At 68.4% G+C, this 13,250-nt stretch carries 11 protein-coding genes; all 11 read right to left on the reverse strand.

What is annotated here, in order from left to right:
• Nucleotides 1-28: 28 nt before the first annotated feature.
• The 11 genes from AC3A6Y_RS14230 to xdhB all read right to left on the reverse strand — a co-directional run bounded on the left by AC3A6Y_RS14230 (nucleotide 29) and on the right by xdhB (nucleotide 13,249).
• Nucleotides 29-1,087, reverse strand: a complete 1,059-nt coding sequence (locus tag AC3A6Y_RS14230) for an adenosine deaminase (RefSeq protein WP_487868866.1) — start codon at nucleotides 1,085-1,087, stop codon at nucleotides 29-31.
• Nucleotides 1,088-1,186: 99 nt separating this feature from the next.
• The gene (locus AC3A6Y_RS14235) at nucleotides 1,187-1,666 is read right to left on the reverse strand and encodes a hypothetical protein (protein WP_487868867.1); all 480 of its coding nucleotides are present in this window, start codon (nucleotides 1,664-1,666) and stop codon (nucleotides 1,187-1,189) included.
• A 9-nt stretch (nucleotides 1,667-1,675) separates the two neighbouring features.
• Entirely contained in the window at nucleotides 1,676-2,161 is a 486-nt protein-coding gene (locus tag AC3A6Y_RS14240; protein ID WP_487868868.1) for a hypothetical protein, read from the reverse strand.
• Nucleotides 2,162-2,387: 226 nt separating this feature from the next.
• Nucleotides 2,388-3,377 (reverse strand): Rieske 2Fe-2S domain-containing protein, encoded by a 990-nt coding sequence (locus tag AC3A6Y_RS14245; RefSeq protein ID WP_487868869.1) that lies wholly within the window; start codon nucleotides 3,375-3,377, stop codon nucleotides 2,388-2,390.
• Nucleotides 3,378-3,439: 62 nt separating this feature from the next.
• Nucleotides 3,440-4,609 (reverse strand): BMP family ABC transporter substrate-binding protein, encoded by a 1,170-nt coding sequence (locus AC3A6Y_RS14250; RefSeq protein WP_487868870.1) that lies wholly within the window; start codon nucleotides 4,607-4,609, stop codon nucleotides 3,440-3,442.
• A 49-nt stretch (nucleotides 4,610-4,658) separates the two neighbouring features.
• The gene (locus AC3A6Y_RS14255; RefSeq protein ID WP_487868871.1) at nucleotides 4,659-5,579 is read right to left on the reverse strand and encodes an ABC transporter permease; all 921 of its coding nucleotides are present in this window, start codon (nucleotides 5,577-5,579) and stop codon (nucleotides 4,659-4,661) included.
• On the reverse strand, nucleotides 5,579-6,733 hold the full coding sequence (locus tag AC3A6Y_RS14260; RefSeq protein WP_487868872.1) for an ABC transporter permease: 1,155 nt from the start codon (nucleotides 6,731-6,733) through the stop codon (nucleotides 5,579-5,581). Before AC3A6Y_RS14260 ends, AC3A6Y_RS14255 begins: the two co-directional genes overlap by 1 nt.
• Nucleotides 6,726-8,264: an ABC transporter ATP-binding protein gene (locus AC3A6Y_RS14265; protein ID WP_487868873.1), complete on the reverse strand. Its 1,539-nt coding sequence runs from the start codon at nucleotides 8,262-8,264 to the stop codon at nucleotides 6,726-6,728. The genes AC3A6Y_RS14260 and AC3A6Y_RS14265 overlap by 8 nt, the downstream gene beginning before the upstream one ends.
• A gap of 83 nt (nucleotides 8,265-8,347) precedes the next feature.
• The gene (locus AC3A6Y_RS14270) at nucleotides 8,348-9,694 is read right to left on the reverse strand and encodes an NCS2 family permease (RefSeq protein WP_487869055.1); all 1,347 of its coding nucleotides are present in this window, start codon (nucleotides 9,692-9,694) and stop codon (nucleotides 8,348-8,350) included.
• Nucleotides 9,695-9,786: 92 nt separating this feature from the next.
• Nucleotides 9,787-10,740, reverse strand: coding sequence for a LysR family transcriptional regulator (locus AC3A6Y_RS14275; protein ID WP_487868874.1), 954 nt, complete (start codon nucleotides 10,738-10,740; stop codon nucleotides 9,787-9,789).
• A gap of 82 nt (nucleotides 10,741-10,822) precedes the next feature.
• Nucleotides 10,823-13,249 (reverse strand): xanthine dehydrogenase molybdopterin binding subunit, encoded by a 2,427-nt coding sequence (xdhB, locus tag AC3A6Y_RS14280; RefSeq protein ID WP_487868875.1) that lies wholly within the window; start codon nucleotides 13,247-13,249, stop codon nucleotides 10,823-10,825.
• Nucleotide 13,250: the final 1 nt, after the last annotated feature.

The raw sequence follows: 13,250 nt of genomic DNA on the forward strand, positions 1-13,250 counted from the left end.
TCCCGACGCCCCCCGGGCGCACCGAAGCTCACGCCCTGCCGTACTGCGCAAAGCTCTCGTTCAGCCGATCCATCCAACCGGCCTTGGTCGCGGCATCGACGAAGCTGCCTTCGAAGCTGTTGGCCGCCAGTTGCCACGCATGCTTCGCCGTCAACCCGGTCGCCGCGAAGGTCTGGATGAAGTTCTCGTTCAAGTAGCCGCCGAAGTAGGCCGGGTCGTCCGAGTTCACCGTGGCCACCAGGCCGGCGTCGAGCAGCTGGCCGAGGTTGTGCTGCGTCAGGTCCGGGAACACGCACAGCTTCAGGTTGGACAGCGGACAGACGGTCAGCGGGATGCGGTCCTGCGCCAGCCGCTTCATGAGCGCCGGGTCCTTGGTGCTCTGCACGCCGTGGTCGACGCGCTCCACCTTCAGCACGTCGAGCGCGCTCCACACGTAGGCCGGCGGGCCCTCCTCGCCCGCATGCGCGACGAGGTGCAACCCCAGCTCGCGGCAGCGCGCGAACACACGCGCGAACTTCTCGGGCGGATGGCCGAGCTCGCTGGAATCGAGGCCCACGCCGATGAACTTGTCGCGCATTGGCAGCGCCTGCTCCAGCGTGGCGAATGCATCTTCTTCGCTCAGGTGGCGCAGGAAGCACAGGATCAGCGCGGCGCTGACGCCCAGCTTCGCCTGGGCGTCGACGCAGGCACGGTGCAGGCCGTCGATCACCGTCTGCATCGCGACGCCGCGCGCGGTGTGCGTCTGCGGGTCGAAGAACATCTCGGTGCGGACCACGTTGTCGGCGGCGGCGCGCTCCAGGTAGGCCCAGGCCATGTCGTAGAAGTCCTGCTCGTTCAGCAGCACGCTGGCGCCGGCGTAGTAGATGTCGAGAAAGCTCTGCAGGTTGGTGAAGGCATAGGCGCGGCGCAGGTCCTCCACGCTGGCGTAGGGAATGGCCACGCCGTTGCGCTGGGCCAGCGCGAAGATCAGCTCGGGCTCCAGCGAGCCCTCGATATGCATGTGCAGCTCGGCCTTCGGCATGGCGCGAAGCAGCGCGGGCAGGCGGTCGGGGGGGATGTCGTGGGTGTAGGGGCGCGGGTCGGTCATGGGGCGGTCACGGGTGGTGTTCGCGCACAGCATAAGCGCAGCCGGACAGGCTCCGCCAGCAGCGCGCCATCCGCGGGGGCGTCGCACCTGTCGGCATCGTTACTTGTCGACCGCCGCCAAGGCCGCGCGCACTCGCTCGCTCGCCGGCGCGGCGTCCCTGGCAGGCACCTGGTCGAAGTCGCCACGCAGCGCCTTGAGAGCGTAACGCTCGCGCTCGATTTCGCGCTGAGTGCGGACTCCGAGGCGGCGGAACACAGGGATGGGAGGGCACCAACCCTGCAGCGCGTGCTGGGCGAAGAACCCGAAAACCCCAGCAGGCAGCAACAGGAACTTTCCATTGACGAATGTGGCCAGGGCCAACCCCACAAGAACGATGACAGAAGCGTTGGTCTGAAGGAGCCTTTCGACATCCCACTCGGCGTCCAGAGCTTGCAGGCGCTGGTCAACTTCAGCAGCAGGCGCGCCTTCCAGACGCACGATTTCCGCGTCGGCCCGTTGCCGAATGGCGTCGTTGAGCTCGGGCGAGGTGTGCAACTCGACACGGTGCGTCGTTGCAGGCAGGCGGTCGGCGATGGCCATGAAGTGCTCCTAGTGCAGGGCCGGGCGGGGCTCGTCGTCGGACCTGCGCGGGTCCGCGGGCTGTTCGCCGGAGAGGGCAGCCTCTGCAGCGCGGGTCGTTCCCATGCCGGCAAAATCACCCCGCAATGCCTTCAAGGCATAGCGTTCGCGCGCAATCTCTTTCGAAGTGCGCAGCCCGAGGCGTCGGAAGAGCGGCATGAGGGGGTAGCGCCCCGTTGTGGCCTGCAGCAGGACAGCGGCCGCGACGATGGCGGGCAGGCCGAGAAACCGCTTGCGCACGAACGCACCCAACGCCAACCCGATGAGCCCCATCGTCGCCGCCTCGGTTTCCAAGGCGCGGTCCGTGTCCCACTCGCGGTCAAGTTCGGCCAGGCGCCGCTCGAATTGGGCAGGCGACGCGGCGCAGCGGGTCAAACTGACCACGGTCACATCGTCGATTCGCCGAAGTACCTCGGCCGCTGTGTGGCGTCTTACGCGATCGGTTTCTTCGTTCATGTCCGTCTCCGGCAAGTTGCTAGTACCGGCAATTCGCGTGCCCGCCGGGAGGCCTGTTCGAGCGGTGGCAGGTCGACCGTACATCTTCAGCCGCAGGCCAACCACGCGGTCGCCTGGCCGCGAACAATGCTCTGCATCTTTTGCAGCAAACTCTGCGACCGCCGCCGCAGTTCAACGAGCCGAATCGCCCGGACGAACCCCCGGCCGCCGCATGGAGAGCAGCACATCACCCTACCCCGACCGTAACCCCACGCTCACGCAGATAGCGGCGATAAAAAGACGAAGCCTTGTCCGCAGCCGTGTGCAGCTCCGAACGCAGGTCCAGCGGCAGGCTGCGCGGGCGCTGCGATTCGAGCACGGGCTTGTCCTGCAGGAAGATGGTGTCCTGGAAGGCGCGCAGCTGCGCATCGTCGCGCTCGAAGTCGGCCGTGGCCATGCGGAACCACACGCGGCTGCGCTCCGCCTCCAGCGGGCAGATGAAGAGCGCGATCGACTCCTGGTAGCCCTCGATGCCCACGCTCGCGGCATCGGGCACCTTGGTCAGCACCGCGGCAAAAGGGGCCGTGACCTCGTAGCGGTACTCGACCTGCGCCGGCGCGGTGGAGTGAACGGTGGACTGCGGCTGCCAGGCCTTGCAGCCGGTGGCGAGCAGCCCGTGCGGCGTGGCATCGACGCGGTAGTCGTCGATCGCCGTCATGTCGCGCGCGCCGAGCCAGCCTTCGTGCACGAAGCCGAAATGCGCCATGTCCAGAAAGTTCTCGACGAGGCGCGGGGCGCTGGTCTCTACGTCGTAAGGCCCGCAGCCGATCTTGCGCAGCCGCGCGTCGTGCTCGGCCGCGAAGGCCGGCAGCTCGCCGCCCTCGCCTTCCAGGCGCACCCACACCAGGCCGTGGGCCTCGCGCGCTGCATGGACGGTGGCGCGATGCGTCGGCGGCGGCACGAAATCCGGCAGCGCCGGCACATGCACGCTGCGGCCGCCGGCGGCGAAGCGCCAGCCGTGGTAGGGGCATTCGAGCGCCGAGCCGCCATCGCAGGGCACCACGCGCCCCAGCGAGAGCTGCGCGCCGCGATGCGGGCAGCGGTCGGTCCAGGCCTGCACGGCGCCCGCCGCGTCGCGCCACAGCACCAGGCCTTCGCCCAGCAGTTGCACCGCGCGCGGCGCCTGCGCGATCTCGTCGGCCAGCGCGACCGGATGCCAGAGTTCTTTTTCGATCATCGTGGAAGTGGAAAAAGAAAAGGGTTGCCCCGGGCAACCCTTCCAAGCGAATTCCGGACCGCCTACTTCTTGTCGCCGCCCGGCACCTTGCCCTCGACGCCCTTCACGTAGAAGTTCACGCCCGAGAGGAACTTGTCGTCGGCGGCAGCACCGGCAGCCACCAGTTCCTTGCCGTCCTGGCCGACGATGGGGCCCTTCCAGATCGTGAAGCTGCCGTCCTTCAGGCCCTTCTTGACTTCCTCGACCTTGGCCTTGGTTTCGGCCGGCACGTCTTCGGCGATCGAGACGATGTCGATCGCACCTTCCTTCACGCCCCACCAGGTCTGGCCCGTGGCCCACTTGCCGTCGAGCGCGTCCTGCACGGCCTTGGTGTAGTACGGCGTCCAGTTGATGACGGCCGAGGCCAGGTGTGCCTTGGGACCGTAGGCGGTCATGTCCGAGTCCCAGCCGAAGGCGCGCTTGCCTTTTTCCTGGGCGGTCTTGAGCACGGCCGGCGAATCGGTGTTCTGGAACAGCACGTCGGCGCCGCCGTTGATCAGCGCGGTGGCGGCTTCGGTTTCCTTCGGCGGGCTGAACCATTCGTTGACCCACACCACCTTGGTCGTGACCTTCGGATTGACCGACTGCGCGCCCATGGTGAAGGAATTGATGTTGCGCAGCACCTCCGGAATCGGCACCGAGCCGACCACGCCCAGCGTGTTGCTCTTGGTCATCGCGCCCGCGATGATGCCGGCCATGTACGCGCCCTCGTAGGTGCGGCTGTCGTAGGTGCGCATGTTCTCGGCCGTCTTGTAGCCGGTGGCATGCTCGAACTTCACGTCCTTGTTGTCGTTCGCCACCTTGAGCATCGGCTCCATGTAGCCGAAGGTGGTGCCGAAGATCAGCTTGTTGCCCTGGCCCACCATGTCGCGGAACACGCGCTCGGCGTCGGCGGACTCGGGCACGCTCTCGACGAAGGTGGTCTTGATCTTGGCGCCGAACTCCTTCTCGACCGCCTTGCGCGCGTTGTCGTGCGCGAAGGTCCAGCCGCCGTCTCCCACCGGGCCCACATAAGCCCACGCGACGTTCAGCGGAGCGGCCGGCGCGGGTGCCGCGGCTGTCGGGGCGGGCGCGGGTGCAGCAGGGGCCGGGGCCGGCGCTTCTTCCTTCTTGCCGCAGCCGATGAGGGCGGCCGAGGCGACCGCGGACAGGGCTGCCAGCTTGAGCAGGAAACGTTTGTTCAGATCATTCATTGGGGAAAATCCTCGAATGTTGTGTTGCCGGAAACAATTGTGAACGCGATTATGAGCCGGGGTAGAAGGGTTTCCCGATGGACGCCGGCATGTTGATGCGGATGAAAGCCGGGTTGCGCGAGATCAGCGCCAGCACCACGATCGGCGCGATGTACTGCAGCATGCTGAGGAACTGGCTGGGCACGTTCACGCCCGTGCTCTGCAGGTGGAAGCCCAGCATCGAGACCCCGCCGAACAGGTAGGCGCCGAGCAGCACCCGCACCGGCCGCCAGGTCGCGAAGGTGGTGAGCGCGAGCGCGATCCAGCCGCGGCCGGCCACCATGCCCTCGACCCACAGCGGCGTGTAGACGGTGGAGAGGTAGGCCCCCGCCAGCCCGCACAGCGCGCCGCCCGCGATCACCGCCATGAAGCGGATGCGCCGCACCGGGTAGCCCAGCGCATGCGAGGACTCGGGCGACTCGCCCACCGAGCGCAGCACCAGCCCGGCGCGCGTGCGGTAGAGGAACCAGACGAGGCCGATGGTCAGCAGCACCGCGAAATACACCATCGGGTGATGGCGGAAGAGGGCCGGCCCGACGAGCGGGATGTCGCCCAGGAGCGGCAGCGCGTAGCTGGTGCTCTCGGGCAGCTTGGCCTGCACGAAGTTGATGCCGGCGAAGGCCGAGAAGCCGACGCCGAAGAGGCTGAGCGCCAGCCCGGTCGCGTACTGGTTGGTGTTGAGCCAGATCACCAGCACGCCGAAGAAGGCCGCCAGCAGCGCGCCGGCCGCCATGCCGGCCGCGAAGCCGAGCCAGGTGTTGTGCGTGGTGACGACGGTGGCGAAGCCGGCGATGGCTGCGCACAGCATCATGCCCTCGGCGCCCAGGTTGACGATGCCGGCCTTCTCGTTGATCAGCAGGCCCAGCGCGGCGATTGCGAGCACCGTGCCGGCGCTGAGCGTGGAGCCCAGGAGGAGTGCGTACGATTCCATCAGATGGCTCCTTCCGGGGCTTGGGCCGTGACCGGCGCGTTCAGCGGCGTGCTGGCTTGCAGCGAAGAGGTGCCCGAGGGCGCGGCCGCCGGCTTGGGCGCCGACTTGCGGCGGATGCGGTAGGCGATGAGCGTGTCGCAGGCCAGCAGCGTGAACAGCAGCAAGCCCTGGAACACGCCCGTCAGCGACTTGGGCAGCCCCAGCCGCGACTGGGCCAGCTCGCCGCCGATGTAGAACATGCTCATCAGGATGGCCGAGAAGATCATGCCCACCGGATGCAGCCGCCCGACGAAGGCCACGATGATGGCCGCGAAGCCGTAGCCGGCCGGCACGTAGGGCGTGAGCTGGCCGATGGGGCCGGCCACTTCCAGCGCGCCTGCCAGGCCGGCCGCGCCGCCCGAGGTGAGCAGCGCGATCCAGATCGCGCGCCGTGCCGAGAAGCCCGCATAGCGCGCCGCCGCCGGCGCCAGGCCGCCCACCTGCTGCGCGAAGCCCGCCCGGGTGCGGAACAGGAACACCCAAAGCGCCGCCGCACCCGCCAGCGCGATGACCAGCCCGATGCTCACGCGCGAGCCCTTGATGAGGCGCGGGATCTGCGTCACCGCCTCGAAGGTCTTGGTCTGCGGGAAGTTGTAGCCCAGCGGGTCCTTCCAGGGCCCGTAGACCATGTAGCCCAAGAGCAGCGTCGCCACGTAGACCAGCATCAGGCTCACCAGGATCTCGCTGGCGTTGAAGCGGTCGCGCAGCAGGGCGACGATGCCGGCCCACACCATGCCGCCGAGGATGCCGGCCACGAGGATCGCGGCGACGATCCACCCGCCGGTGGTCTTGTCGGCCATCAGGGCCACGCCACCGGCCGCGATGGCGCCGAAGACGAACTGCCCCTCGGCGCCGATGTTCCAGACGTTGGAGCGGAAGCACACCGCCAGGCCCAGCGCGATGATGAGCAGCGGCGTGGCCTTGACCATCAGCTCGCCCAGGGCATAGCCGCTCTTGATGGGCTCCCAGAAGAAGACCAGCAGGCCCTTGACCGGGTCCTTGCCGAGCAGCGAGAACAGCACCATGCCGATCAGCACGGTGATGGCCAGCGCCAGGATCGGCGAGCCGTAGCTCCAGAAGCGCGAGAGCTGCGGGCGGGGTTCGAGCTTAAGCATGGGCCACCTCCTCTTTTCCGGTCGCGTGGGCGTGGGTGCCCCACAGGCCGCTCATCCACTCGCCGATCTGCGGCACCGTGGCCTCGGCACGCTGGATGGAGGGCGACATCCGCCCCTTGGCGATGACGTGCAGCCGGTCGCTGATCTCGAACAGCTCGTCCAGCTCCTCGCTCACCACCAGCACGGCGCAGCCGGCGTCGCGCAGGGCCAGGATCTCGCCGCGGATCAGCGCTGCGGCGCCCACGTCCACGCCCCAGGTGGGCTGCGAGACGACGAAGATCTTCGGGTTGGCGTCGATCTCGCGCCCGACGATGAACTTCTGCAGGTTGCCGCCCGAGAGCGAGCGCGCTGCCGCGCCCGGCCCCCCGGCCTTGACCTTGAAGCGCTCGATGATGCGGCCCGCATGCTGCTGCAGCGCGCCGGTGCGAATCCAGCCGCCACGGCCCACCGCGTTGCTGCGCGTCAGCAGCATGTTGTGCGCCAGGCTCAGCGTCGGCACCGCGCCGCGGCCCAGCCGCTCCTCGGGCACGAAGTGCAGGCCCAGCGCGCGCCGCCGGCGCGGCCGGAAATGCGCGGCGGGCTTGCCGAAGACCTCGATCATCCCGGCCTCGGCCCGCGTGTCCTCGCCGGAGAGCGCGTACAGCAGTTCCTTCTGGCCGTTGCCCGAGACGCCCGCGATGCCCACCACCTCGCCGGCGCGCACCTCGAGCGAGACGCCGTCGAGGTCGACGCCGAACTGGTCCTCGCGCGCCAGCGTCAGTCCCTTGACCCGCAGAGCCACGGCGCCTGCATGCACCGGCCGATGCTGCAAGGGCGGTGGTTCCGCGCCGATCATCAGGCGTGACAGCGATTCGTTGCTTTCGTTCTGCGGGTTGCACACCCCCGTCACCTTGCCGCCGCGCAGCACGGTGCAGGCGGTGCACAGCTCGCGGATCTCGTGCAGCTTGTGGCTGATGTACAGGATGCTGCAACCCTCGGCCGCCAGCTTCTTGAGCACCACGAAGAGCTTGGTCACGGCCTGGGGCGTCAGCACCGAGGTGGGCTCGTCGAGGATCAGCAGCTTGGGGTCGGTCAGCAGCGCGCGGATGATTTCCACGCGCTGCATCTCGCCGACCGAGAGCGTGTGGACCGGGCGCGAGGGGTCGATGTCCAGTCCGTACTCGCTGGCCTTGGCCGAGATGCGCTGCGTGACCTCGGCCAGCGTGAGCGTCTTCTCGAGCCCCAGCCAGACGTTCTCGGCGACGGTGAGGGTGTCGAACAGGCTGAAGTGCTGGAACACCATGCTGATGCCCAGCGCCCTCGCCTCCTGCGGGTTGCGCACGTTGACCGGCTGGCCGTTGAACGTCACGCTGCCCTCGTCCGGCTTGACCGAGCCGTAGATGATCTTCATCAGCGTGGACTTGCCGGCGCCGTTCTCGCCGAGCACGGCATGGGTTTCGCCGGGGGCCACCGTGAGCGAGACGTCGCTGTTGGCGACGACCGAGGGGTAGCGCTTGGTGATGTTCGAGAGCTGGAGTCGTTGGATTGTCATGCCTGTGCCTGGCTTGTGGGTTTGTCGAATCGCCCTGAACCGCCCCGGCATCCTGCCCGGGGCGATCGCATCATTTTCTGCCGTCAGTGTCCGCCTATGTAGATGAACTTGAAGAGGAAAACCCCGCCGATCAGCCACACCATCCAGTGCACCTGCCTGGCGCGTCCGGTGAACAGCTTCAGCACCGCATAGGTGATGAAGCCGAAGGCCAGGCCGTTGGCGATCGAGTAGGTGAAGGGCATGGCCAGGGCCGTGACCGCGGCCGGGATCACCTCGGTCGTGTCGTCCCAATCGAGCTCGGTGATGTCCCTAAGCATCAAGCAGGCCACGAAGAAGAGCGCCGGCGCGGTGGCATAAGCAGGCACGGCGCCCGCCAGCGGCGAGATCGCCAGCGCGGCCAGGAACAGCACCGCGACCGTGAGCGCGGTCAGGCCGGTGCGGCCGCCGGCCTGCACGCCTGCTGCGCTCTCCACGTAGGCCGTGGTGCTGGAGGTGCCCAGCAGCGAGCCCGCGAAGATCGCGCCGCTGTCGGCCAGGAGCGACTTGTTGAGCCGGTCCATCCTGCCCGGCACCAGCAGGCCGGCGCGGCGTGCCACGCCCATCAGGGTGCCGGTGGCGTCGAACAGCTCGACCAGGAAGAACACCAAAATCACGTTCAGGATGCCGCCCGACAGCGCCGACTTGATGTCCAGCTGCAGGAAGGTGGGCGCGATCGACGGCGGTGCCGAGAACACGCCGTGGAAGGTGTTGCCGCCGAAGAAGAAGGACAGCACCGTCACGCCGAGGATGCCGATGAGGATCGCGCCGGGCACCTTCAGCCGGTCGAGCACCACGATGGTGAAGAAGCCCAGCGTCGCCAGCACCACCTGCGGCGTATGCAGGTCGCCGAGCGTGATGTAGGTGGCCTTGGAGGGCGCCACGATGCCCGCGCTCTTGAGCGCGATGATCGCCAGGAACAGGCCGATGCCCACCGTGATCGCCAGCCGTATCGACTGCGGGATGCCGCGGATGATCAGCTCCCGCAGCCGGAACACCGTGACCAGCAGGAACAGGCAGCCCGAGACGAAGACCGCACCCAGCGCCGCCTGCCAGGTGAAGCCCATCTGCAGCACCACCACGTAGGCGAAGTAGGCGTTCAGGCCCATGCCCGGCGCCAGCGCGATCGGGTAGTTGGCGTAGAAGGCCATGATGCCGGTGCCCAGCGCTGCGATCAGGCAGGTGGCGACGAACACCGCATCCTTCGGCATGCCCGCGTCGCCCAGGATCGACGGGTTGACGAAGATGATGTAGGCCATCGTCAGGAAGGTGGTGAGGCCGGCCACTATCTCGGTCCGCACGGTGGTGTTGTGTTCCCTGAGCTTGAACATCCGCTCGGCCCAGCCGGTGGCCGGGGGTGAAGAGCTGGTGTCGTGCTCGCTGACATCGAGCATCTGTTGTGTGCGGTTCATCGCGTTGTCTCCGTCTCTCTTGTCGAATGGCGTTGGGAGATGTCGCGACGCCGGGCGCGAGTTGGAAAGGCCGGCTATCCGGAGCCGGTCGAGGAATCGGCGGGCCTCAGCGAGGCCGCCACCGTTTTGGTCCGCTCGCGCAGCCAGCGCGCGGAGCTGGAGGAATGGGTGCGCTCATGCCACAGCTGGTAGTACATGAGGCGCGGCAGCGCGATCGGGCACGGGAGGATCGTGACCGGCAGCCGGTCGAGGAAGCGCTCGCAGTACTGCCGCCCCGTGGTGAGCACCAGCAGGCTGGAGGCCACCATGTCGGGGATCAGCCCGAAGTGGGCGCAGCGCGCCGTGATGTTGCGCTGCCGCCCCTGCTCGTCGAGCATCTGGTCGATGATGCCGCGCGCACCGGGGTGCAGCGCCGTCGGCGCGACGTGCTCGGCCGCGAGCCAGCTGTCCAGGTCCCAGCCGCGGCGCACCGCCGGATGGTCGTGGTTGACCAGGCAGACGATCTCGTCGCCGAAGAGCCGCGCCATGTGCAGGTCTTCCGGCGGCTTGAGCCAGTTGCCGATCACCAGGTCGACCTGGCCGAGCGACAGGTGCGCGTGGTAGTCCGAGTCGGACGACAGCGCATGGATCTCGATGCCGCACAGCGGCGCCTGCGCCTTGACCTGCGCCACCAGCATGGGCAGGAAGAGCGGGTCCAGGTAGTCCGAGGCGGCGATGCGGAAGGTGGTCTGCGCGGTCTGCGGATCGAAGCCGCGCGCATCCGAGAACAGCATCTCCGCCGCGCGCAGGATGCTGGCGGCCGGGTCGATCATGCGCAGCCCCGCATCCGTGGGCACCATGCCCGAGCCCGAGCGCACCAGGAGCGGGTCTCCGGAGAGCTCGCGCAGGCGCTTCAGCGCGGCCGACACGGCCGGCTGGTACATGCCCAGGCGGATGGCTGCGCGCGAGACGCTGCGGTCGGTCAACACGGTATGAAGCACCCGGATGAGGTGAAGGTCGATCTTGTCCAGAAGCGCTTGGTCTCTCATGGGCTGCCCGCAGGGTGATGGGAACGTGCGGGCAGTTATACAGCGCAGCATTCACATCGGCCCCCTTGTTCATCGGGCAGCTTCAGGCCGCGGCCGACTGCACCGCCGTCAGGGCGCGCAGGATGGATTCGCTGGTGGCCGGCGCCGTCAGCGGCGGGTCCACCCGGTGCTCGCCCACTGCCGACACCGCGTCGCGGATCGCGAAGAAGACCGAGAAGGGCAAGAGCAGCGGCGGCTCGCCCACCGCCTTGCTGCGGTGAATCGAGTCCTCGAAGTTCTGGCCCTCGAACAGGCGCACGTTGAAGACCGGCGGGCAGTCGTTGGCCGTCGGGATCTTGTAGGTGCTGGGCGCGTGGGTGGTGAGCAGGCCGGTCTTGGGGTGCCACACCAGCTCCTCGGTGGTGAGCCAGCCCATGCCCTGGATGAAGGCGCCCTCGACCTGGCCGATGTCCACGGCCGGGTTCAGCGACTTGCCGGCGTCGTGCAGGATGTCGGCACGCAGCAGCTTCCACTCGCCGGTCAGCGTGTCGACGATCACTTCGCTCACGGCGGCGCCGTAGGCGTAGTAGAAGAAAGGGCGGCCTTGCATCTTGTCCTTGTCCCACGAGAGCCCGGGCGTGGCGTAGAAGCCGTCGGACCAGAGCTGCACGCGATCGAGGTAGGCCTCGCCGACGACGGTGCTGAAGGACAGCGTGCGGCCGGCGACCTCGACCTGGTCGTTGGCAAAGCGCACCTCTTCGGCCTTGCCGCCGTGGCGCGCGGCGGCGCAGACGGCCAGCCGCTCGCGGATCTGGCGCGCCGCGTCCTGCGCGGCCTTGCCGTTGAGGTCGGCGCCGGTCGATGCGGCGGTGGCCGAGGTGTTGGCCACCTTCTGCGTGTCGGTCGCCGTGACGCGCACGGTCTCGAAGCTCACGCCCAGCTCGTGCGCCACCACCTGCGCCACCTTGGTATTGAGGCCCTGCCCCATTTCGGTCCCGCCGTGGTTCACCAGGATCGAGCCGTCGGTGTAGACGTGGACCAGCGCCCCGGCCTGGTTGAAGTGCTTGACGTTGAAGGAAATGCCGAACTTCAGCGGCGCCAGCGCGATGCCGCGCTTGAGCACCGGGCTCGCCTGGTTGAAGGCCGCGATCTCCTCGCGCCGCGCGCGGTAGGCGCTGGTGCCTTCCAGCTCGGAGACCAGCTCATGGATGATGTTGTCGGACACGACCTGGCCGTAGGGCGTGACGTTGCGCTCGCCCTTGCCGTAGAAGTTGACGCGCCGCACGTCCAGCGGATCGCGCCCCAGCTCGCGCGCCACGCTGTCGAGGATGTTCTCGATCGCGATCGCGCCCTGCGGGCCGCCGAAGCCGCGGAAGGCCGTGTTGCTCTGCGTGTTGGTGCGGCCCGAGTAGCCGTGCATCGCCACGTCGGGCAGCCAGTAGGCGTTGTCGAAGTGGCACAGCGCGCGCGTCATGACCGGGCCGGAGAGGTCGGCCGAATGGCCCGCGCGCGAGACCATGCTGATCTCGGCACCGAGGATGCGGCCCTCGTCGTCGAAGCCGACCTCGTACTCGTACCAGAAGCAGTGGCGCCGGCCGGTGATGAGGAAGTCGTCGTCGCGGTCCAGCCGCAGCTTGACCGGGCGCCTGAGCTTGCTGGCCGCCACCGCCGCGACGCAGGCGAAGAGCCCCGACTGCGACTCCTTGCCGCCGAAGCCGCCGCCCATGCGCCGGCATTCGACCTGCACCTCGTTGGCGTGCAGGTGCAGCGCGTGCGCGACCAGGTGCTGCATCTCGCTGGGGTGCTGGGTCGAGCAGTGCACGTGCATCGCACCGCCCTCCTTCGGGATCGCGTAGCTGATCTGGCCTTCGAGATAGAACTGCTCCTGGCCGCCGACGTCGAGCGTGGCCTTGAGCCGGCGCGGCGCCTTGGCGATGGCGGCCTGCGCGCCGCCCTCATGGGTGCTGCGCAGCAGGTGCATCGGCGGCAGCACGTACTGGCCCTTCTCGTGCGCCTGCTGGGGCGTGATCACCGGCGGCTCGGCCTCGATGTCGAGCGCGTCCTTGGCGCGGGCGGCGGCGCGGCGGGCGGCGTCGCGTGTCTCGGCGATCACGGCGAACACGGGCTGGCCCAGGTAGCGGATGTCGCCGCTGCAGAGGATCGGGTCATCGTGAACGATGGAGCCGCAGTCGTTGCTGCCCGGGATGTCGGCCGCGGTGAGCACCGCCACCACGCCGGGCATGGCGCAGATCGCCTCCAGGTTCATGTTCTTGAGCCGGCCGTTGGCCACCGGCGAGAGGCCCAGCGCGCAATGCAGCGTGCCCGCCAGCTCGGGGATGTCGTCGATGTAGGTGGCCTCGCCGGCCACGTGCAGGTGCGCCGACTCGTGCGGGCGGCTGATGCCGACGCGCGCGCCGCCGTCGTGCGCCTTGGCTTCGGCGCGGGCGTCGATGCGCGCGGCGGTGTTCTTCAGGTAGTCGGCGAAGGCTTCGGCCGATTGCAGCAGTGCGGGGTCGAGGGGCTTGTTCATG

The organism is Variovorax sp. Soil_C_17 (genome assembly GCF_057657265.1).

Coding starts and splice junctions, on each gene's coding strand:
- AC3A6Y_RS14230 (WP_487868866.1), bottom strand. CDS start 1,087: ATGACCGACCCGCGCCCCTACACCCACGACATCCCCCCCGACCGCCTG.
- AC3A6Y_RS14235 (WP_487868867.1), bottom strand. CDS start 1,666: ATGGCCATCGCCGACCGCCTGCCTGCAACGACGCACCGTGTCGAGTTG.
- AC3A6Y_RS14240 (WP_487868868.1), bottom strand. CDS start 2,161: ATGAACGAAGAAACCGATCGCGTAAGACGCCACACAGCGGCCGAGGTA.
- AC3A6Y_RS14245 (WP_487868869.1), bottom strand. CDS start 3,377: ATGATCGAAAAAGAACTCTGGCATCCGGTCGCGCTGGCCGACGAGATC.
- AC3A6Y_RS14250 (WP_487868870.1), bottom strand. CDS start 4,609: ATGAATGATCTGAACAAACGTTTCCTGCTCAAGCTGGCAGCCCTGTCC.
- AC3A6Y_RS14255 (WP_487868871.1), bottom strand. CDS start 5,579: ATGGAATCGTACGCACTCCTCCTGGGCTCCACGCTCAGCGCCGGCACG.
- AC3A6Y_RS14260 (WP_487868872.1), bottom strand. CDS start 6,733: ATGCTTAAGCTCGAACCCCGCCCGCAGCTCTCGCGCTTCTGGAGCTAC.
- AC3A6Y_RS14265 (WP_487868873.1), bottom strand. CDS start 8,264: ATGACAATCCAACGACTCCAGCTCTCGAACATCACCAAGCGCTACCCC.
- AC3A6Y_RS14270 (WP_487869055.1), bottom strand. CDS start 9,694: ATGCTCGATGTCAGCGAGCACGACACCAGCTCTTCACCCCCGGCCACC.
- AC3A6Y_RS14275 (WP_487868874.1), bottom strand. CDS start 10,740: ATGAGAGACCAAGCGCTTCTGGACAAGATCGACCTTCACCTCATCCGG.
- xdhB (WP_487868875.1), bottom strand. CDS start 13,249: ATGAACAAGCCCCTCGACCCCGCACTGCTGCAATCGGCCGAAGCCTTC.